The sequence below is a fragment of the Streptomyces sp. NPDC044106 genome, assembly GCF_056433985.1.
On the sequence record NZ_JBWKFZ010000012.1, the window covers coordinates 37,804 to 58,317 of the forward strand.

At 68.4% G+C, this 20,514-nt stretch carries 22 protein-coding genes; 1 reads left to right on the forward strand and 21 read right to left on the reverse strand.

Annotation, left to right across the window (positions count from 1 at the left end):
• Positions 1 to 12 precede the first annotated feature (12 nt).
• The 18 genes from AC07DI_RS22525 to AC07DI_RS22610 form a co-directional block, all read right to left on the reverse strand.
• Positions 13 to 1,215 (reverse strand): hypothetical protein, encoded by a 1,203-nt coding sequence (locus AC07DI_RS22525; RefSeq protein WP_478905812.1) that lies wholly within the window; start codon positions 1,213 to 1,215, stop codon positions 13 to 15.
• Positions 1,212 to 2,174 (reverse strand): hypothetical protein, encoded by a 963-nt coding sequence (locus AC07DI_RS22530; RefSeq protein WP_478905813.1) that lies wholly within the window; start codon positions 2,172 to 2,174, stop codon positions 1,212 to 1,214. The genes AC07DI_RS22525 and AC07DI_RS22530 overlap by 4 nt, the downstream gene beginning before the upstream one ends.
• A gap of 71 nt (positions 2,175 to 2,245) precedes the next feature.
• On the reverse strand, positions 2,246 to 3,301 hold the full coding sequence (locus tag AC07DI_RS22535; protein WP_478905814.1) for a hypothetical protein: 1,056 nt from the start codon (positions 3,299 to 3,301) through the stop codon (positions 2,246 to 2,248).
• Complete coding sequence (locus AC07DI_RS22540; protein ID WP_478905815.1) at positions 3,301 to 7,317, reverse strand: hypothetical protein; 4,017 nt, start codon at positions 7,315 to 7,317, stop codon at positions 3,301 to 3,303. The genes AC07DI_RS22535 and AC07DI_RS22540 overlap by 1 nt, the downstream gene beginning before the upstream one ends.
• A 321-nt stretch (positions 7,318 to 7,638) precedes the next feature.
• Entirely contained in the window at positions 7,639 to 8,157 is a 519-nt protein-coding gene (locus AC07DI_RS22545; RefSeq protein ID WP_478905816.1) for a hypothetical protein, read from the reverse strand.
• Between the two features lie 104 nt (positions 8,158 to 8,261).
• Complete coding sequence (locus tag AC07DI_RS22550; protein WP_478905817.1) at positions 8,262 to 8,873, reverse strand: phage tail tube protein; 612 nt, start codon at positions 8,871 to 8,873, stop codon at positions 8,262 to 8,264.
• A gap of 84 nt (positions 8,874 to 8,957) precedes the next feature.
• Positions 8,958 to 9,392 carry an XF1762 family protein gene (locus tag AC07DI_RS22555; RefSeq protein WP_478905818.1) on the reverse strand — a complete coding sequence of 145 codons (435 nt, stop codon included), beginning with the start codon at positions 9,390 to 9,392 and terminating at the stop codon, positions 8,958 to 8,960.
• 50 nt (positions 9,393 to 9,442) lie between these two features.
• Positions 9,443 to 9,871 carry a hypothetical protein gene (locus tag AC07DI_RS22560; protein WP_478905819.1) on the reverse strand — a complete coding sequence of 143 codons (429 nt, stop codon included), beginning with the start codon at positions 9,869 to 9,871 and terminating at the stop codon, positions 9,443 to 9,445.
• Entirely contained in the window at positions 9,871 to 10,092 is a 222-nt protein-coding gene (locus AC07DI_RS22565; protein ID WP_478905820.1) for a DUF7210 family protein, read from the reverse strand. The genes AC07DI_RS22560 and AC07DI_RS22565 overlap by 1 nt, the downstream gene beginning before the upstream one ends.
• 55 nt (positions 10,093 to 10,147) lie before the next feature.
• Entirely contained in the window at positions 10,148 to 10,681 is a 534-nt protein-coding gene (locus AC07DI_RS22570; protein ID WP_478905821.1) for a hypothetical protein, read from the reverse strand.
• The gene (locus AC07DI_RS22575) at positions 10,681 to 11,013 is read right to left on the reverse strand and encodes a hypothetical protein (RefSeq protein WP_478905822.1); all 333 of its coding nucleotides are present in this window, start codon (positions 11,011 to 11,013) and stop codon (positions 10,681 to 10,683) included. Before AC07DI_RS22575 ends, AC07DI_RS22570 begins: the two co-directional genes overlap by 1 nt.
• 4 nt (positions 11,014 to 11,017) lie before the next feature.
• Entirely contained in the window at positions 11,018 to 11,653 is a 636-nt protein-coding gene (locus tag AC07DI_RS22580) for a poly-gamma-glutamate hydrolase family protein (RefSeq protein WP_478905823.1), read from the reverse strand.
• Between the two features lie 21 nt (positions 11,654 to 11,674).
• Positions 11,675 to 12,532: a hypothetical protein gene (locus AC07DI_RS22585; protein ID WP_478905824.1), complete on the reverse strand. Its 858-nt coding sequence runs from the start codon at positions 12,530 to 12,532 to the stop codon at positions 11,675 to 11,677.
• Positions 12,533 to 12,544: 12 nt separating this feature from the next.
• Positions 12,545 to 13,012, reverse strand: coding sequence for a hypothetical protein (locus AC07DI_RS22590; RefSeq protein ID WP_478905825.1), 468 nt, complete (start codon positions 13,010 to 13,012; stop codon positions 12,545 to 12,547).
• 196 nt (positions 13,013 to 13,208) lie between these two features.
• The gene (locus tag AC07DI_RS22595; RefSeq protein ID WP_478905826.1) at positions 13,209 to 13,685 is read right to left on the reverse strand and encodes an IPT/TIG domain-containing protein; all 477 of its coding nucleotides are present in this window, start codon (positions 13,683 to 13,685) and stop codon (positions 13,209 to 13,211) included.
• Positions 13,686 to 13,790: 105 nt separating this feature from the next.
• Positions 13,791 to 14,900, reverse strand: coding sequence for a metallophosphoesterase family protein (locus AC07DI_RS22600; RefSeq protein ID WP_478905827.1), 1,110 nt, complete (start codon positions 14,898 to 14,900; stop codon positions 13,791 to 13,793).
• A gap of 134 nt (positions 14,901 to 15,034) precedes the next feature.
• On the reverse strand, positions 15,035 to 15,310 hold the full coding sequence (locus AC07DI_RS22605; protein WP_478905828.1) for a hypothetical protein: 276 nt from the start codon (positions 15,308 to 15,310) through the stop codon (positions 15,035 to 15,037).
• Between the two features lie 80 nt (positions 15,311 to 15,390).
• A complete protein-coding gene (locus AC07DI_RS22610; protein WP_478905829.1) occupies positions 15,391 to 16,707 on the reverse strand; it encodes a phage major capsid protein in 1,317 nt (438 codons plus the stop codon).
• A gap of 318 nt (positions 16,708 to 17,025) precedes the next feature.
• Between AC07DI_RS22610 and AC07DI_RS22615 the strand changes: the two genes are divergently transcribed.
• A complete protein-coding gene (locus AC07DI_RS22615; protein WP_478905830.1) occupies positions 17,026 to 17,631 on the forward strand; it encodes a hypothetical protein in 606 nt (201 codons plus the stop codon).
• Between the two features lie 35 nt (positions 17,632 to 17,666).
• On the opposite strand, the gene AC07DI_RS22620 is transcribed toward AC07DI_RS22615, so the two are convergent.
• From AC07DI_RS22620 to AC07DI_RS22630, 3 genes are all read right to left on the reverse strand, one after another.
• Positions 17,667 to 19,571: a 2'-5' RNA ligase family protein gene (locus AC07DI_RS22620; protein ID WP_478905831.1), complete on the reverse strand. Its 1,905-nt coding sequence runs from the start codon at positions 19,569 to 19,571 to the stop codon at positions 17,667 to 17,669.
• Between the two features lie 74 nt (positions 19,572 to 19,645).
• The gene (locus AC07DI_RS22625; RefSeq protein WP_478905832.1) at positions 19,646 to 19,858 is read right to left on the reverse strand and encodes a hypothetical protein; all 213 of its coding nucleotides are present in this window, start codon (positions 19,856 to 19,858) and stop codon (positions 19,646 to 19,648) included.
• 11 nt (positions 19,859 to 19,869) lie between these two features.
• Positions 19,870 to 20,475 carry a hypothetical protein gene (locus AC07DI_RS22630; protein WP_478905833.1) on the reverse strand — a complete coding sequence of 202 codons (606 nt, stop codon included), beginning with the start codon at positions 20,473 to 20,475 and terminating at the stop codon, positions 19,870 to 19,872.
• Between the last annotated feature and the right edge of the window lie 39 nt (positions 20,476 to 20,514).

Here is a 20,514-nt window from a genome sequence, read left to right on the forward strand (position 1 = left end):
GCTCCTGTCGCCTCAGCCGTAGTGGTCAGCGCGGGTGAGGGTGAGCACGGCTGTACCGGCTGCGGGGTCGATCTCCTCGGCCGTGACCCGATGCCAGATGGCGAGTTCGCCGACCCACGGCACGTCGACCTGCACGAGAATCCGGTCGCCCAAGTGCCAGGAGCCCAAGGGGGCGTTGGGGTGCTGGCGGACGGCGATGGAGGGGATGGTGAGCTGCGCGGAGTGCTTGGCGCGCTCGGTGCGGCCGTACGCGGTCAGGGTGCGGTGGTTCTTCGTGCTCTTGCGTGTGATGACCCGGGCGCGGCGCAGCCGTCGGTCATTGGTCACCACCCGGGCCCGCGCGGTCTTTGAGCCGCTGCCCTTGCCCAGGACGTAGACCTGGTTGGCGAAGAACTCGCCTTGTCCGCCCGGCGTTGCGATCTCAACGATGTTCTCGCCGCTCGCGAAGCGGAGATCTTTACGAGCCTTGCCCAGGCGGCGTGTGCCGAGGTCCAGGAAGTGCTCGACTTTCTCCTTGTTGCCGTCCCAGCGGTGCCGTTCGCGGAAGTCGGCCTTCGCGAGGCCCATGACTTCGGTGATCGTGCTTCCGCAGTCCGGGGTCTCCCACCATTGGAGCTGCCACGGATCTTGGCCGTTGGAGGAGCCCAGCAGGTGCCCGGAGTCGTGGCGGTCGACGATCAGCCCGAGATCGCCGCCCTTGTAGGACTGCAGGTGGTCCCAGATGTGCCGGACGACGTCGTAGGCGTCCCACCGGCGACCGATCTTGTCCTTGGGGCGCGGCGGCATCTTTCTCTTCGGGTGCGAGCCGTCGACGTACCCGTCGTGGTTCTTGTCCCGCCCGTCGTACTTCCACTTCTGCTTGTGTTTGCCACCGGAGACGATCGTGGAGCCCAGGTACGGCATCCCGTTGGGGTAGGCGGTGTAGCCCGCACACTCCACGCGCATCGCCTGGCCCTGGAAGGACACCTTGGTGACCAGACCGCCCCAGCGAATGTGGCCGTTGTACTCGGCATAGAGCGTGGTCGCCCACTCCGTGATGACGGGCAGGCCGTCCGGCCGGGCCATGAGCCGCATGTACTCCGGGGCGATCGTCCCCGTCATGGCGCCAGGGCCGTTCAACTCTGCTTTGGGCACCGAGTCGGCGACGAACGGCACGTCCCAGTCCAGGAAATCGCGCGTGGTGGAGCGCTGCGCGATGTACCGCCACCCGCTCATGCGGCCACCGGAGCCTGGCTGTAGGTGATCTCCACGGCGAGGACGGTGCCGGTGTCCGCACGGAGCACCCCGGACATGCCCTCGGTGCCGATGCCCTGCACGGCTATGGGCAACACGGCGCCGCGGTCGGCCGGGGGGAGCGCGAAGGCGTGCCCGCACACCGCGGCGTGGCGTCCGGCGTGCTGGCTGACGAGAGGGAAGCTGCCACCGACCTGCTCACCTACGCTGACCCGCAGGCGCACGGAAGCCTCCGTGGCGTCAGGGTGTAGCACGCCGGTGAGGTGGGCGTGGACCGTGACGTGCGTCGCCCAGGGCGGCGCCGGCTCCTGCCAGCGCGCGCCCAGGGGGAAGTCTTCCCAGGTGTCGGTGAGGAGGCCGATGTCGTCGGGGGTGGGCCAGACGCTGTGCAGGTAGCGCCGCACCGTGTGTGAGCGTGGACGGGCCAGGTGCCGCAGGTCGGTGATCATGCCCTGGGTGATGACGGACGTGGAGGCAGGTACGTCGATGCGCGCCAGGGTGACGGCCGTTGAGGCGGCGTCGACATCCTGGAGGCTGGTGGTTCCAGGCGGAACGTCGGAGATCACGCGGGTGTGCACGTAGGGGCCGACGGCCGGGTCCTCGGGCAGCGGCCACGTCTCTCCGCCGTAGGGGTCCTCGATCCGTGCGATGACCAGGTCCGAGCGGGGCCCGTCGGCGGACGTCGGCTCGATGTCGGCTAGGTCGGGGGTGGGCAGGCGTGCCGCGTATGCCTGGCCACCTGCGCCGGAGTGGGGCCGGGAGGCGATCATCGCGCCGGTGCCCACCTGCACGGAGGCCCCGGGCACCTCCAGTGCCGTCACGACGAGGTCCGAAGGGGCGACGATGCCCTCACCGCCACCGGCGGCCGCCGCTACGACCAGGCGCAGTGTCTCCTCGCTCGTCGCCGTGCCCTCCACGAACCACGGGATGCCGTCCCACACCTTGCGTTCTCCTTCACCTCGGTTTCAGGTGAGGCGGAGGGTGAAGGGCGGCGTGGCTTTGTGTCTCGTGCTCACCACCAGGTGTGGGCGTTGCGCCACTTGATCTGCACGTTGGGGCCCGGTCCCCGCTTGTTGACACGGGTGTATGTCAGGTGGGCGCCCCAGATGCCCGGGGGGATGGTCATGTCGGCCAGGCGTGGTGAGGACCTGGTGAGTTTGTCCGCGACCGACGACTGGGAGCCGTTTTGCTTGGTGAGCAGGACTGTGCGGGAGAACGGCCGCGCGTCGATCTCGACTGACTCGCCCTGCTTGATCGTCATGTTGAGCTTCACCGCCCACAGGTTCTGGAACTCGATCCGCGGACCGGTGCACGGGCCCTTGATCACGATGACCGGCTGCGTGGCGACTCGGCCTGCGTGTTGTATGGCCACGGTCTTGCGGACCGGATGCGTCATCCACGGGGGGAGGGCATCGCCCCACCAGGGGCGGCCCGGTCGCCATGGAATGTGGAACCCGGACATGTCCCACATCTCCCGGACCTGTTCCTCGTCGTCGTAGAAGCGGTCATCGATGGCCTGGAACTCCGCGATGACCGGTATGTAGCCGCGGGAGGCGAACCGGGAATGCACGACGTCGAACTTTCGGGGTCGTCCGTACAGGCGGCGGACGCGTCCGCCGGACTTGTGCAGCAGCCACGCCACGCGCGTGGGGCGCATACGGGTTGGGTCGGCCCGCCAGACTTGGCGCAGCATGGCCACGCCTTCTTGGACCCACTCGGCGGGCGACCCCTTCTTCCTGAGCATGTTCAGGAACGGTTCGCTGTCGACCCAGTCGCCGATGCGATGGTCTTTGAGCATCCAGTACGGCACGGGGAAGTGTCGGTCGACCGGAGTATCCACCGCGTCTACGCCCAGCTCGAAGGTGACGGTGGCGGCGCGCTGGTAGTCGCGACCGAGCCGGTTGCCGTCCTCCCCGGGCAGAGGCTGGTCTCCGACTTCGGGCTCACCCAGCTTCACCTCCGGCTGGCTCAGGCAATAGATGCCGCTGGCCTGTGTGCCGAAGTGCAGGGCAGCGCCTGGCAGATGGTCGTAGGTGTAGTAGCCGAGGTACCACTCGCCGTCGCGCATCAGCCGACGCCTCCACCGAGTCGGACCTTGCGCAGCTCGTACATGGCGTCCTCCATAGCGTTGCCGACACCAGCGACCTGGCCGACGTTGATGTTCAGGTCCCCGCCGACCAGCGCCGCGGTGTTCCCCGCGGTGGCAGTCGCGCGCGGAGTGCTTGTCCGGGCGGGGCGGTACAGGGCTTGGGCGCCGGAGGGCTGGCGCAGCGCTCCGTTGGCGAGTTGCTTCAGGTCCCGTCCGTAGACGACGGTGCCGCCGAAGAACTTGGCGACGGTGCCGAGGATTTCCTCCGAGCGCCGTCGTTTGGAGGGCGCCAGCGGGATGTACGCCTCACCGGGATACGTCTCGGGCTCCGCCCACAGGCGCATCTCGCCTGCCTTCGCGATCTGTGCGATGTGCCGTTCGCTGCCGTTCGCGAAAGCCTTCACACGTCCGGCCATGGCCCGGATGCCGCCGTCGGCGTAGCGGACGATCCCACCGTCGGCATGCTCGGAGACGTATGGCTTGCCCTTCGTGGAGTACTGCACGGTGACGTGCACCGTCTTGCCGGTCAGCGAGTTGATCCTGCGCTGGATCGCCCCGACCTGCCCGGAGGCCGTGCCCGCAGGTGCGGTGATCTCGACCTTCTTCCCCTTAAGGCCCTTGATTTTGAAACCCAGGTCACGCAGTTGCTGCTGAGCGAGGCGCGTCGGGGCGTCGACCTTCACCTTTCGGTTCGCGGGCAGGTCAACGACCCTGTCCCGGACGGCCTTCAGCTCGCCCGCGGCCCTGCGGATGATGGCCTCGACCGTGACCTTCTTCTTGTTGGGCGCGGCCTTGATGTCGGCGGCCAGAGCTGCGATGTTTCCGCGCGCCGCACCGGTCGGGGCGCTGACCGCCACCTTCTTGCCGCCGGGCAGCGTCTTGACCTTGAAGCCCAGAGCCTCAAGCTGCCGGCGCGCTTCCGCGGTGGGCGCGCTGATCCGGATGGTCTCCCCGACCTTCAAGCCGTCGAGCTTGCCCCGCAGGCTCAGGAACTCGGCCATGGCCTTGTCGACGCCCGAGGTCCGCATGATCGTGGTGATGGTGTCGGGGATAAAGCCCATCTGGTCAGCGAGTTGCTGCGCTTGTTCCTTGGGAATGCCCATGTCCCGCGCGAGCTGGATGGCCTTGGACCGGGCCCGCTCCATCGCGCCCTGGCCCTTGTCCATCGCCTCAGACATGGGCATCACGCCCTGCTCCGCGGCCTCTTGCGCCTTGGTCGCGACGCCGAGCATGGAGTCCCGCAGCTCCGTGAGTTGGCTGTTGAGCGTCTGACCGTTCCGTGAGGCGGTGTTCACCAGGCCGTCGCTGTCGACGAGGGCCTTGCCCCAACCCTCGGCGCGGCTGATGTTGCCCTTCATCGTGTCGTCGATCTGCAACATCACCGAGTTGAGCTGCGCCTGAGCGTCGTGAAAGGACTGGGAGTTGCCGTTGAGGGCGTCGAGCGCACGGCGAAGGTTGTCGACCCGTTCGTCGGCGCTCTTGGTCTTGTCGCTGAAGCCCTGGACGGCGGACTGGAGCCGGTCGTACGCGGACGTGCCGGTACTCGCCGAGCCGTTGACCGCTTCGTTCAGTTCCTTCGCCTTGGACTTCGACTTGTCCAGCTCGCCGCTCATGCCCTTCAAAGCGTCGGCCGCGGCCTGGTACTTCTCGCCCTGGGGACTCAGCTTGGGGACAAAGGTGTCGGCGCCGATCCGGGCGTAGTGCTTCGTGCCTTCTGCGAGCCCCCGCAGCTTCTTCTCTAGCCCGTCGATGGAGCCGCCCTGGTCGAGGTAGGCGTCCGTGACCTGCTTGAGAGTGACATCCGCGCTGAGCAGGGTGTCGATGAGCTTGCCCTTGCCGTCCGAGAGCTTGACGTCCTGGAGATACTGCGCTGCCTGCGCCCTGACGTTCGCGTCGATCTGGCCGTTGGAGTCCGCCAGGGCCTGGGACAGAGAGCTGATGCGCTCCTCGTGCGCGGCTGCGGCGCGGGCCGCGGCCTCCTGCTTCGAGGCGAGGTACCCCAGCCCGATGGTGACGCCAGTGATGGCGATTCCGAGGGGCCCGCCGAGCGCGGACACCATGCCGCCCAGCGCGTTCGATGCCACCCTGTTTGCCGCTCCGATGCCCCGCACGGTGCCGGACAGGCGGCCGCCTTCGGTGGCAGCGCCTCGGTAGGCGGTGCGCATCTGATCCCAGACGCGAACCTGTTGCCCGGCGACCGTGGTGCCGTTGCGCAGCACTCCGACGGTGGTGTTCATCGACCGGCCCGCAGCCACGACCGACGTACCCAAGCCGCGCAGCATGCTCGTGACACCGCTGATCACCTTCAGCATGAGCAGTGTGCCGAAGAAGGCGGACAACGCGAAGTTCGCGCCGGGGAGCACATGCATGAGCGAGTTGAAGGCGTGCACCACGCCGTTGAACGCGACCAGCAAGAGGCCGAGCCCGCTGCCGGCCGCCGACAGATTGCCGATGGCGGTGGCCAGATTGGAGACCACGCTGACCAGTGCGGGACCGATCGAATGCCCGATGCCGTCGAAGAACGTGCCCAGGGCGGGCATCAACTGGGTCCTGATCTGCCGGATCAGATCGGTGACGCCGTTGTCTTTCGCAGCCCGTCCCAGACCGCGAAAAAAGTCCCCGACAAGAAGGTTCAACTCGTGGAACGTTGGAGCAGCGTCGGAGAAGAACTGCTTCATCGACGTCTGGCCCTTGGCCGAGTTCGCCCACCTCTTAAAGCGGGTCATCGAGCCCTCGAACCCGTCGAGCAGGGCGTTGCCGCTGTCCTGAGCGGCCTTTCCTACTCCTCCAAGCCCCTTGACCAGGTCCCAGGTGGAGCGCCCAAGTTGAGCCGCCTTATCGCCCGCGTGATCGAGGAACTTCGCGAGGGAGCCGGTCTCGCGTCCGGCCTGAACGGAGGCGCGCGCATACTGCGTGAAGCGTTCGATACCGCCGCTGACCCGCTCGACAAAAGGGCCGGAGGCCACCGCAAAGTCAATGCCCGCGTGGCCCAGGTTCGCGAGCCCGTCGGTCATGTGCCCGATGGCGCTGCTGTTGGTGGCCGCGATCTTCTTAAAGTCCCGGCGGAACGGGCCGCTCTGCATGAACTGCGCGCCGCGCTTGGCCAGGTCGCCCATCTGCCCAGCGGTGTCGCCGAGCGAATCCTTCAGCAGAGGCAGCACTGCGGAGGAGAGCGGCTTGACCTCATCTGCGACCTGCGAGAAGAAACGTTCCTGCACCGACTGGCGCATCTTGCGCCATGCCCCGCTCAAGCCCCCGACCGTCGTGACGGTCTTGCGAGCCGAGTTCGACAGTCCGTCGAGGGACTGCGCCAGCGCCTCCTGCTGGGCCGCGGTCAGCTTGGCCCCGGAGCCTGCCTGCTGCTGCGCCTTGAGCGTCTGCTTCAGGGCCTCGCCGAACCCGGCAAAGGCCACCTTCGTGCCGATCGCCGCGGTACCCGCCGCGACGATCAGCCCGGGTATCGCGCCGAGAACACCGACGGCTGGCGCGGCCGCTGAGACGAGCGCCGTCAGCCCGGCACCGTACTGGGTGAGCGCAGCGACGGCGGGCTGCGCCAGGGACAGCAGCGAGCCGATGCCGAGCATCCGCATCGTCCCGCGGCCCCGCGGGAGCCGCATCCGCACCGGCACGTTGACCGGAGTGCGGTCGGCTTCCCCCTGGGCTCCGCGGATCAGGCTGCGGACGCCGGAAAGCAGACCGCCACCGCGGCCGCCACTACCGGAGTCGCCGTCCGGCCGGACGGGCACACGCACGTCCGTACCGGCGATACGCCGTGCGATGCCGTCCAGCTCGGTGCGCAGCCGCTGGTCGTCGACCTTGATCTTGACCTTGGCGCTGACGCCCTTCGACGCCTCTTTGACGGCGGTGTCGAGCTTCTTGCGCAGGCCCTTGGAGTCGACCTTGACCTTGACCTTGACGGCCAGGCCCTCGGCGGCCGTCTCGATCTTGCTGCGCAGGTTGCGCGCGAACCCGGCGAGGTCGGCGACGACCGGCACGTCCAGGCGGCCAGCCTGAAGGCCCTCAGCCACTGCGGACCATTCCTCTCTGCATCGCGGCCGCGAGCATCTGCCGGTGCCCTGTGAACTTGGAGGCGGACTGCGGCTGCGGCTGCGCGCCGCGCCGCTGGTGGGCAGCGTCGGCGGGGTTGAACGGGCGAGGGATGGACTTCGGTTCGTCACGTCGCCGATCGGCGGCCAGGATGCTGACCTCTTCGATCAACTGGGCCAGAAGTTCCGTCTCCTTCGTCCACCCGCTGATCTGGGCGGACTGGAGGCGGGAGTTCTCGGGGAGGCCGTCGATCAGGACGATCAGACGCCTCAGTCCGATGAAGCCGGGCTCTCCTGGGTCTCGCCAGACTCCTCGGGCGTCGAGCCCGTGGTGGAGGCTGAGGTCGGACTCGACGTCTCCCCATCGCTCTCGGAGGAGTCGCCCAGTCCGAAGGACTTTCCCAGGTCAACTCCGTAGACCTTGATCAGGCCCATGGTGAGACGGACGTACGCAGGGAGGGAGGGCCCCAGGTCCACGAACCGCTCGTACTCCTCCTCGCCCAGGAGGATGCGGTGCACCTGGTAGATCGCCTCGACGAACCGGCGCGGCAGATGCGGACGCTTGAAGAGGAGGTCGACGACAAGGCCGACCGTGGGGTTCTCGCTGGCCTCGACGACATCGCGGAGCAGACCGACCAGGTCCAGCTCCTCCGAGAGCAGCGGGTCGAGCGCCTTGGCCGGCAGCTCGGCCGGATAGATGAACTGCTCCTCGCGGTACTTGACCGGGATGCCGTAGGGGTACTGGACTTCCCGCCGCTCGGCGGCGTCGAGGTCGATGACGAACGACATGAAGGGCTGGCCTCTCGTGTGCGCGGGCTGAGTCGCGGGGTGCGACAGCGCGCGGACACTGGCAAGCCGGGGCGGCTTGTGTCGCGCGCTGCCGCAGCGAGTGGTCAGCCGGATGCCGGAGGCGAGTCGACGGCCGCCGGTTGGAAGGCCGGATCGTCGGTGATCAGGTACCAGGCGTCCACGTCGTCACTGCCCTGGAGAGCAAGGCGAAGCGGCAGAATCGCTTCCTTGGTCTTCGCCAGTTCCTTGGAGACGCCTTCCATCTGCATCGTGCGGGGCAGCATGTAGCGGTAGTGCTTGCCGCCGTCGATGACCTCGATGCACGCGGCGATCTCGGTGCGCCCTCCGATGCGGGGAGGGACGAACCGGTAGTGCTTCTGGGTGCCTTCCTTGGGCGTGATCTCGGTGATGGCGCCGCCGCCGTACACCGCTCGGAAGTTCTCACCAGACCACTGCTGCAAGTCGACTTCGAGGGTGCCCGCGTCCTGGGTCTGGAAGGTGCGGGTCGGGTAGCTGCTCTGTGCCGAGCGCACCTGCTCGAAGTTGGGCTCCGAATTGAACTTCAGGCTGTCTTCAGTGGTGAGGCCCACTGCGCGCCAGCCCTCCGGCATGGGGGCCGTGGCGTCACCCGGAGCCTTGACCCCGATGGCTGCGAGCCACACGCGCGTGAGTGAGGGGATGACGATTTCGTTGCTGTTAGCAGTCTCGCCTGCCATGACGTTGGTTCTCCCTGGGTCCGGTGATCGGGCCCGGGAACCTTGGGGAGAGGAGGCGATTAACGTCGCGTGCTGGCCGGGGCGTCACGGCGCTTCCCAGAGGGTCCGCGCGACGTGCTCGTTTCCACGCGGTGTTCGCGGACGGCTCGCGCAATGCCAGCCTCCGCGGGGCGGGCGTCGCGCGATGACCCGCCACCCGGCCCCGCGGAGGCTCGCCCCGGATTCACCTGCCTGCGTGTACGTGATCAGCCGTGAGTAGCCCAGGGCCTGCGCTGCGCGCCAACAGGCTGCATAGAGCAGGCTGTTGGCGTTGCGGACGCCGTCCGTCGCAGTGCGGGTGACCTCCAGGGTTTCGCCGTTGTCGAGGTGGCGTGCGACGGGCCGCCCGACGATCGCGACGGCCCGCAGGACGCCGTGCTGGTCGGCAGCGCCCACGCTGAAGACGGCGCCGACCGGCGGTTGGTGGTGCCTGTGCCACTGGGCGACGAACTCTTTCGCCTGCTTCTGCCGCAGGGGCACGAGGTGCAGCCTCACTCTCTCGTCGCTCGCACGCATAACCGGGCCCTCGCCTACGGGTGCAGGGTGACCAGCAGGCCGAGGAGCCAGCGGGGTTGTCCGTCGACGAGCGGGGACCACAGCAGAGCGCCGGAGGGCCGGACTCCGCTGATGACGGGCTGACCGGGCGTGTGCGGGGCCTCGGGAAGCTCAGTGGCCGCTGCCGCGCAGGCGAGGGTGATCCGCCGCAGCTCGGCCTGCCCCGGCCAACCGCCGGGGTCGCCGTACACCTCCAGCGTCACCTCGGGCTCCGTTGCCCAGGTCAGGGAGCGCATGTCGCCGCCGGGCCCGTGGGTGACGCGTAGGTGCGGCCACGGCGCCTCGGAGATCCCGGACACGCGGCCCGGCCCGCCCAGGGCCTTGGCCACGAGCGGGTGCGGTTGGAGCCAGGCGAGTAGAGCCGAGACCGGATCGGCCTCGGCGAGTTCGTACGTCGCGGCCATCAGGTGCGGGCGACGTAACCCTGGCGGCGCAGGCGGCGGGCATAGTCGGCGGACACGCGGATCTTGTCCCCCGGCTGGTAGCTGCGGCCCTCGATGTTGAGGTGGTGCGACAGCGTGACGGTCTCCGTCCCCGGGCCAGATGAAGAGGCGGTGCGGACGTTCTTGACCTCGTCGGCCGGAGCCCCCGGCGCGGCGGTCTTGGTGAGGTTCTTGGTAGTCATGGCGCGCACTGTGGGCTGCTACTGGCGCTTGCGTCGCGTGCTCAGAGGCAGGGCTTCAGCGTCGCGAGGCCACGATCGCCGCGGCGCGGGCCATGAAATGAGTGCCGTCAGCGATCAGGTTGCCGGGGTAGACGGTGCCCACTTCGGCCTCCACGACCATCGGGCCGCGCGCGGTGACGGTCACGGTGACCTTCTTGTCGGTGATGATCGGCTGGCCGGTGCTGATGTTCCGGGCGATGCCTTCCGGGTCGATGGCCGTGGTGCAGCGGCAATTCTTCAGGTTCGCCACGGCGCGGGACGACTGGTCACGGGGCTGGCGCATGTATGTGTTGGAGCTGACACCGCGGTGGCGGCGGTCCCAGTCCATGGAGTTGACCGTGAAGCGCAGGTTGCCGGGCACGACTTGGCCATGCGCCTGTATGTGCGTGGGGCGCACCTTGTCGTCGGCCATCGTGACCCATCGCTTGGTGGGCGGAGCGAGGCGCTTAGCCTCGACCTCGACCTGGTGGGCGATGCGCTGGACGTGCGGGGCGATCATCCGCGCCAGCAGCGTCTCCAGCGCGGGGTTCGGGGTGAACTTCGCCGCCATCACGGCACCTCCGGCGGATTACGGGTGGCGGTGGCCTGGACGTAATCGACGACGGGACAGCCGGACACCTGATGCAGGCGGGCGGTGGTGACCGTCCACGTCATGCCGGTCTCGTCGCTGACGACGTCACCGGCCTCCACCGGCCAGGCGGCCGGGTCCAGACGCAGAGACCAGGGGCCGTCGGGCTGTTCCAGCGCGGAACCGGGCCAGGTCCCGCGCGGCTCTGGTCGTTGGCTCGGGTCGGGCGGTACCGGGACGCCGTTCGCGTCTCGGGCCCACGGGTGCTTGAACGCGTAGAGCGTCAACCGTCGGTTCGGCAGGACGACGGCCACCGTCTCAGCCCTTCCCCGGGGTGACCAGAGCCTGACGGATGCCCGTGGTCACCGCGGTGATGTACGCGGTGAAGGCCGGAGTGGTGTTCTTCCGGTTCGCGCGGCTCATGTCCCCCTTCTCGAAGAACTGGGCGCGCTGGGCGGTGGTGAGTTCGAGCTGCACGCCCATGCGGCGGGTGCCGCGGTTGGCGATGTTCGCCGGGTCGTTCCCGTTCAGTTCTTCAGCAGCCACGCTGACCGCGAAGCCGGCAGCGGCCAGGGCCTCGCCGATCTGGTCGCGGAGGTTGTAGTCGAGCCCGCCGAGGTAGGTCATCGTCGTGGTGCCCGCTGCGCCGTGCCAGGACACGATGTGACTCGCGTCCTTGGCCATCGTCAGGCCCTGCGGTTCATCGAAACGCGTCGAGGTGATGTGCAGCTCCGAGTTGGTGCCTGCCTCCTTGAACGCGTCGAGGGTGTAGAAATCGTGGACGTCGCCTGCGGCTGCGTCGGCCAGTTCGGTGGTGCCCTGCTCGATCCCGCCCCCATGGATGGCCAGATGCAGCAGGCTGGAGAACGCGGAGGTCCGCCATATCCGCTGGTAGTGGATACCTTCGATCTGGCCGCTCGCCAGTTCGGCGTACGACTGATAGCGGTCACCCACGGGGCTGCTCCCTTCTTCCGGTCAGCGCCAGTGGCGGCTGGATGAGTACGGCCACGGCGCGCGCGGCGGGCGAGAGAGTGGCTGGAACACCAGGCGGCGCAGGCGGTTCAGGCTGCCGATCACGGGGAGAGCGCCCGCCTGCCCCGGGGCGGGCGCGGAGTCGTACGAGATCGACTGGCCTTCAGCGCTCACCGAGGAGACTCGTCGACCTGCCCCCGGGTTCTGGCCGGGACGCTGCCGTACGGATTCGGCGGCGTGCGCGACGACGTACCGCACGACTGTTTCCTCCCGGGCGCCGTTGAGCCCGACAAGGAGATCCACGTCGTACGTCCCGTCGGGGTTGGCTCGGTAGGAGACCACTTCAGCGATGTCGTCGAGGTGAACGGGCCAAGCGTCGATGTCGTCGAGAGCATCCGCCCGGTGTGGGGTGATGCCGCGAAGGGTTGTCGCGGTCGGCACCAATGTCCGGTTGAGGTAGGCCGCGACGTCGGCTTGCGCGTTGCGGATCTCTTCCTCGTACGTGCTGCGCTGGCTGGAGGTGAGGGGAAGCGGGACGCCGAGGGCGTCGGCGACGGCTTCGGGGGAGGCGACGAGCCCCTGGCCCGTGGGGAGGTCGAGGCGCACGGACGTGTCCGTGACAGGCTGTGCCACGGCGTTGGGGGTGAAGGTGACCGCACCCCAGTAGCGGCCGGGCGCGACAACCGGCAGATCGAACCGGTACGCCCCGGGGCGGAGCCGGACGGCGGGCGCGGCTGACGCGACAACCGGCCCGTCCCGCTCGGGTGTGGCATAGAGGTCGAGGCGCGTCACCTCGCCGCCAGCCGGGGCGGGGTCGTAGTGCGCTCCGGCCCACATGGGCTTGTGGTCGTAGACCGACACCCCTGCGCTCCCTTACTGCTTGCTGCCGGTGGTCGCGGCCTGCGCGTCGAGACGTTCACGAATGCGGGCAGCGATGCTCTCGGAAACGACGGCACCCTTGGGCTGGAGGAGCCGGGTGACGGGGTTGCGGTGCGGTCCGAGGAAGGTGCGCTCGACCAGGCGGATGGTGCACTGGAGAGTGGAGCCGAACGGGGTGAGGGGTACGAACACGGTGTCCACGTCCGCGGGCGGCCGACCGGTGGCGTCGTCGAGGATGACGTCGGACAGGTTTTCCCCGTCGGGGATGACCTCGGTCGGTGTGACGTACGGGCTGGGCGCCGGAGGCTCGGGGGCCTCGTCGACGTGGGGCGGTTCCAGCGGGGCGGCGTCGGGTGCGGTGGGGGTCGAGTCGGCCCCGGCCTGCGGGGTGGTCGCCTCAGACGGGGTGTCCTCGACGGCCGCCTTCGCGGCGGACTTGCGGGTACGGGCAGTGGTGGCCATGGATGGCTCCTCAAGCGGGTCTCGGTCCGATCGCGCGCACCCTGCACGAGCAGTCCAGTTTGTGTCGCGCGGTTGCGGAGCGGAGCGATCTTCAGCGGGGAAGGTGCGACGGCGGGCTTTACGAAGCTGGACGGTTGAACCACGGGCAGGGTGCCGGGGACCGCTCGGTGTGGAGCCCCGGCACGGTGCGCTGTGGTCAGCCTTCAGCCGGGGCTTCGTAGGTGAAGCCGATGCCCGCCGAGACGGTGCCGCTGTCGTCGGCGAGTTCGACCGTGATGGCCCCGGCACCGCCTGGCGGTGTCTTCACGGTCAGCTCGGTGGCCGAACGCACGCGAAGACCGGTACCAGCGGTGTCGCCGAAACGGACAGCGGAGACGCCGTCGAGGTGATCGCCCTTGATCGTGATGGTGGTGCCGCCCGCGGCTGGGCCCTTGGTAGGGCTGATGCTGGTGACGGTCGCCGTGGTGAACAAGCGGTCGATGGCGGAGCGCAGGACGATCGTCCCGGCCTGGTAGAGCAGAAGGCGCTTGGAGCCCTCGGGCTGCCCGTCGCCGCGCCCGTACGGCTCGGACACGTAGACGTCTTCGCTGACCCTGACGGGCGGATCTGTAAGTGCGGCTGCGGGGAACGCTGCCTTCGTGATGCGGGTGCCATCCTGGCGATACAGGCCCATGGTGTCCTTCCTCCGATGCGGGATCGTGGAGGAGGATGAGGGTGGACAGGTGCTTGGGTCGCGTCCCGAGGATTTGCCCAATTGGGCAAGAATGATCTTGAGCGTCTAGAGCAGCCGTAGATGATCCCAGCCGTCCGGCCCAACGCTGAGAACGAGTAGCCCCGAAGACGAGACTTCGCCGCTGCGAGCGGTGTACCAGTCGCTGCCGTTATCGAGGGTGGGCGCTTGGAGGTGAAGGCGTCCGTTCCCGAGCTGCTGGGCGCGGAAGGTGTGGTAGTGGCCCGTGATCAAGATGGCGGCGTCGGCGATGGCCTGGCGGCCGAAGCTCTGCGCCCGCCACCAGTCCCCGGCCTTCTCCGGCCGCGGGTACTGATGCCCGTGCGCCAGGCCCACCGTGGTCCCGGCGACATCGAGGCTTATCGCCTCTCGCCACTTCTCCGGGAGGACGAAGGAGACGTGACCGTAGGCATCTACGTTCCGGGCGTACGCGTCGGCGATCTGCGACATGACCTCGATGCCCCAGTCGTCGTTGGGCGGGCCAACCGCTTCGCGGCCGCGGCGAACTCGGCCGTGGTTCGAGCCGCACGTTGCCGCGACGACGCGCCCGAAGCGCCCGGCGAGACGATCCAGCCCCTCGAAGGTGATCCTGCGGTGGACGCGGATCATCTCCGTCAGCGACAAGTCGTTGGTGTACGCCTGCTGCCCAGTGTTCTCGTAATTCTCAATGCAGTCTCCGGCGTCCAACCAGTACGCGCATGTGGGGCCTTGGCCGATGGCCTTCAGATCCCGCACGTGATCGTCGAGCTTGTCGAAGCGCTCCGCGACGCGTCCGACCAGTTCCGGCGTCCCACCGTCACGGCCGACCTTGCCCGCCTGTGCGTCGGCGTACACGACGATCAGCGCGCGCTCCGCGGCCTCGGTGGCAGCGCGAGGCTTGCGGCGCCGGCGCATCGCGTCGCGGACCAGGGCGTCGACATCGCCCGCGGAAAGCCAGGCGGGAGCGGCTGGTTCAATGACGTAACGGCAGCGCCAGACCGGTCGGGTGACCGCGTCCTCGCCTTGGGCGAAGCGGTGCCAGGCGGCCGGATCATGGCGAGCTTCGACGAGGCGAACTCTCCAGCCGTCGGGAACGGCCAGTCCGAGTTCTTCGACGCGGGCGCGCCAGTCCGCTTCGCTATTAGGGGGCTGCTCGGCGGCCGGTGCGGTGACGACCATGGTGCCGCCCGGCTCATATCGGACTCCAGCCTCCCAGCCGCGCGGCGCGGGCGCCGGGGCCCGCAGCACCTCACTCGGCTTCGACTTCCCGACGGGGGCGGGCTGGAGCAGTGCCTCCAGGTCGTTCGTGAGGCTCATCGCGCACACCGGCATCCGTTGGCTTCACCGCGGCGGCGGTGACGCGCCACGGTGTAGGCGGTGACCGCACGGCCATGCTGGCTGAGCACTTCAGCAATGGCGGTGGAGGAAACCGCAGGTGTGTTGAGGATTCGGTGCAGGGTCGCCGCAGTCTCCTCGCCGACCGACGTGAGTACGGCCCCGACACTGCACGGCGGCCCCTTGCGTGCTGCGGGGGCTTCGGTCAGCGCGTCTAGGTCGGCAGCAAGTCCGACGAGTTCCTTGTCCGTCACCGGTGTTCCTCCGTGTCAGGGCGTACAGAAGCAGCGGAGGGGAGGCACCGCCCGGTGAGGCGATGCCTCCCTCAGCGAGGTCAGCCGGTGGGCTGGGTCCAGGTGCCGATGACGAAGCTCTCGGGTCGCGGTACCTCAAGGGCTACGCGCTCATCAGCTCGGAACGTGATCAGGCCCTTCTCGAAGTTGTCCGCATTCTCGGAGGAGACGGTCACGGAGACGGACTCCCGGTCGTGGAGCTGGGCGCCGAGGCCGAAGGCGCCGATGAGGAAGTTGTCGTCTGCCATCGCGGTCGTCTCGACGACGTCCAGGCGCCAGACGCGCTTGGTCGCGCCGACGGCGATCTGGAGGGCGACGCGGAACGCTCCGGTCTTGTCCTCCTCGACCTCGACGTGCTCCCACATGGTCGGGCTCAGCACGATTCCGGTCGGGTCGTATTCGGCGAGCAGGGCCTTGGTGATGCTGCGCCGGATCTGGACGCTGTACTGGTCGGTGTTGAGTCCCTGGTACTGCTGGACTCCTGGGGTGTTGAAGATGCCGGTGAGGGACTGGCCGTCACCGACGGAGTGCAGGAGGTCCCAGTCCTCCTGGTACTTCACGCCCTCGATCATCCTGGAGTTGATGAAGGTCTTGAGGCGCGGCTCGTCGCTGAGAATGTTCTTGTGGGCGTCGAGCAGGTGGGCAATTTCGCTGACCGGGTACATCACCGGGACGAGCGAGAGCTTCGAACGCGGCGCCCGGCCCCAGGTGTCGGTGTCCGCTCCGGTGGCCGGGCTGGTGCCGTCGGCGCCGTAACGTTCCTTCACCTGCTTGGCGTTGTTGGTCCAGCCGGTCTCGCGCGCCCCGTAGAGCACGGCCTGCTTGGTGCTGCTCTTGGGGAAGAGGTCGCGGATGTGGAACTTCCGGTACTCGCGCTCGGCGATACCGAGGTTCTGCGCGGAGCCGAGGGCCTGGTGGGTGACGGTTCCGGCGGAGAGGCTGAAGATGCTCTTGCCCTCCATCTCCGCACGGACGTACGGGCGGTCGCGGAACCCGGCCTGGGCAGCGTTCTTGTAGGCGTCGCTCTCGACGAAGAGGTCACCGAGACTCTTGCCCTCCATGGCGCCCTGCGGCTTCTGGCCGTAGTGCTGGCCCGCGGCGGGTATGGAGTCGGGTGCTGAGAGGTACTGCTTGACCTCGCTCATGCCTTCGGCGTTGGCGATGAGCTGCTTGAGTTCCATGGCTTGAGCGGAGACCTGCTTGAAGGCGTTGGCCTGCTCGGTGGAGACGACGAAACCGCCGTTGTCCTCGACTTTGAAAGTCTGCGAGATCCGCTCTGCTTCAGCGGACTTCTCAGCGAGCTGGGCCCGGAGGCTCTTGATGAAGGACTTGCTCTCCGGGGTGACGGCGGTGCTCACGGTGTGCTCTCTCCACGTGCTGGGGTGCGGTTGACGTGCGTCGCTCGCCCGGCCAGCACCGGGACGACCCGACAACGCGGGGCATTTGAGAGAGTGGGGGTGGTTAACGTCGCGTGCTGCCGTTCCTCACGCGACGGGAGGACGGCAGCACACGGCTCTGACCTGCTGTTTTGTTGTTCTCGGTTGGGCGGTGACCACGAGGGTGGCTGGTAGGGGCTCCGAGGCGTGGGCGGGGCTGGATCGCGGTCGTTACTGTCCGGTCTCAGTGATAGTGGCGAACCACCCCTCGGTATGGTCCGCGCGCCGCACAATCAACTGATGTCCTACATCGAGGTCGCTTCCGCAGACGGGGTCTGGACGCGTTCGTTCCGGGTGCCAGCTGCCCCCCTTGAACAGGTTCGGCACGCGCTTACCGCGCTGGCGCACACGTGGCCGGTGGCGGCGATGCTGCCCGGCGAGGCCGCCGACCCAGTGGTTGAGGTTCTGTTGTACCGGGACCCGAGCCGTACGTACGGCACGCCGGACCTCCCGGCATGCGATGCCGCCGTACACAGACTCGCCGCAGAGACTGGCTGGATACCAGGGCCCTCTCAGGCGCTCTCCGGTGTCCTAGTCGGCCTTGGCCTGCGAGAGGGGTACGACGCCGCCGCACCGGCGCACTCACCCCAGGAAGTCGCGGACCATCTCCTCGCCGTCAGCGCTTTCGGGTGGCGCTACCGCACGGCCCGGCTCATATCGGCCAGGCTCGTCGGCCACACGATCCGCTGGTACATGGAGACCGGTGTCGTCGTGCTCGCAGAGACGCACCTGACGACCGTCATCGAGGCCGCCGCCTCCCACTGTGCCCAGGAACGATACGTCGTGACTCACTTGACGGAGGGACGCACGTACGCGCTCCAGCAACGGGGCCGCTCGCCAGGTTGAGCGGACGGTTCACCACCAGCACTAGGACAGGACAGTCACCCCTGGATTGCCGCCAGTTGCGACTTGACCTCGTCGGCGTCCAGGCGGACAGCGTCCTCGTCCTCGTCATCGCTCGGTTCGTCGGCGACGGCGGGACTGGGGTCGTGGGGCTCGTCGTACGGGTCGTCGTCCCACAGGTCGATGCCGTTGCCGGCCATCAGGGAGGGCGCGGCCGCGGGCGACTGCTGGTCGTCCTCGCCGCTGGGGCTGATGTCCAAGCCCTTGGAGGAGAGCGCGGCAAGGAGTTCACCGACGGTGGCACGCACGGGTTCGAGCTGCTGTGCGCTGTCGGCGGCCTGAACGCGCGCGGTGGCGTCCGCGAGGGCGCGGATGGTCGGTTGCGCGATCCGACTGTGCGCGGTCTCGCTGTTGTCGGCGGTACGGGCAGGGCCCTGCTCGGGGATGACCACGGTGGTCAGCTCGACAGGCTGCGGGGCGCCAAGGGATATCTCGTCGCCGGTCTTGTCGTAAGGCACGGCGTAGTTGACCGGTTCGCTGTCGTCCTGATGGACGGAGACGATGACGCGGTCAGGGTAGGTGGCTTCGACGCACGTCCAGGTATTGTCCTCCGTGACGAGGAGGCGGCGGACTGCGATGCCGAGCCGGTCTCGGATCTCTTCGTACGAGGCGGGAAGTGGCTGGATCAGCGGCACGGTGGCTCCTGGGGTGATGCGGGACTTGGCTTCGAGGACGGTGGCTCGGGCGCTGTCGTGCTCGGCGTGGGTGGGCCGGTAGACACTGCCTGCCGCCTTGGCTTCGAGGACAGCGGCGCGGGCGGTCTTCGCTTCGACGCGCGCCCGCGGCCCGATGCCCGCGCCCGGCTGCGGCCCGGTCTCCTGGACGGGTATGTCGCCGACGGCCTGTCCGGTAAGGCGGATGGGGGTGGCGTCCGGGCCGCGCACGACATGCACGGTGTCGAAGGCGACGGGAAGCGGCGGCACGACCGGGGTGTCGGTCGGTAGCGCATAGCCGAGGGTCACGTGCGGGGTGAACCCATGGTCGGTGCGCAGGGCCCCGGCCAAAGGGGACAGGGCGAGTGCGTTGATGACTCGTGTGCGGAGGTCGCTGAGGCCGGGCACGTCGACGGGGACGAACACGGGCTCACCGTCGCCCCTGTCGGGGAAGCGGCCGATGCCTCCGATCGTCCCGGCGAGCGGGGCGGCGCCGTTGAGGGCCGCGGCGACGATGCCGGCAAGGTCGTCGGGCTGGCCAGGGAGCTGATCGGTCTCGCCGAGGTAGGCCAGGGTGATGTGCAGATCGCGCGCGGCGGTGCCGTCGCGGTGGGCGATCCTTGCGGCGATGCTGGCGGGGAGATACAGCGCGACCATGACGCCGCGGCCCGCCTGTTGTTCGGCGGCCTTGACGTCGATGTGGCCGCTGGACGCCGTGGTCTTGTGCTCCAGCTCGACCGAGTCGGCCTTGACTTCCAAGGACCTCGTCATGGGATGTGCGCCGTGGAGGACCGGGGAGACCTCGTACAAGTCCAGCTTGTGGATCACGCGGACGCCGTCGGCGCGCTTTGTGGCAGCGCCCGGAGGGACGCGGTAGCCGATGGAGAACTGGGCTTCGCCGTGCTCGTGCCACTGCCGTACCTGCTCATATACGTCGCGACCCTGGGACGTGCGCAGGTTGAACTGGATGGTCGCGACGAGGGCCCCGGCTCCTGTGGGCCAGTTCGGGATGTCGGCGAACCGGGGGTCGCCGGGCTGCCACTCGGCGATCTCCAGAACGACACCGATGGGCTGCTTCCACTCGTGGTGCCACACGGTCTTGACGGGTCTGGTCGCAAGGGTGTGACCGAACGCGCCGGGGACGATCAGGTCCGCGACTTCGTCAACAACGCCCGTGACAGCGAAGATCGCCCGGCAGATGCCCTTACGGGATGCAGGGGCTCGGGACATGGGGGCGGGTGGCACGGCGAGGAACCTCCGGCGGTGGACAGTTGGTCGCCGCGGACCGTGCCGTGCTCGCCCCTCTACTGTCCTGTACTGATCTCTGCCTGGGGGTTCCTGGCTTCGGCAGCCGTGCGCGCCGCCATCCATCCCTTGGTCCAGTAGCGGGCGCCGAACTGCTGCTCCTGGTCGGCGCTGTACTGGTCGTAGGGGCAGGCGTCGGAGGGGTCCCCCTGCGCGAACGCTGTTTTGCCCTCGTTGAGGAGCGCCAGGTATCTCTGGCGGTTCAGCTCCACCGGTCTGGCTCCTAATTCTGTTTCGGCGGGAACAGCGGATCTTGCCCGCCGCGTTCAGCGTCCATTGTCCCGTCGGCGCCGCCGCTGCTGCCCTGGCTGTGGGTGCGGGTCATCTGGGCGTCATCAACGTCGATGGCCCAGATGTCCGGGTCCGTGTATCGCCACACCTGACCAGTGGCATCGCGGACCCACCCCGTCAGCGTGCCGTCCGGGGCCTGGTCGAGCCAGGCCTCTTCCCCGTCCCCGCCGTTGTAGGCGGCGAACGCGGCGGCTGGCTCGGTCTCGTCGCCCTCGTCGTACATGTCGCCGGACCATGGACGGGCGTCGTCTTCTGAGCCGGGCACCGCGCCGACGGCTGTCTCGTCTTCCGGGGACGCGGCGCCATCGGTGGGCGTCTCCTCACCCGCGGGGCCCGGTGTGGTCATCGCGTCGTCGGCCGTATCGTCCGAGGCGTCCTCCTCTGCGTCGGACTCCGGAGCCTCGTTCGGCTTCTTAGGAATCGGAGGGGCGCCGGAGCTGGTTATGTCTGCCGCGTCCTGGTCCTGATCTTCGTCTTCGTCTTCGAAAGGCTTGCCGCCTTTCGGGAGTGCCTTGATGGCGAATCCGTATCTGGTCACCAGCGGAGCATGTCGGCAAGAAGCCGCTTGCGTCTCGCT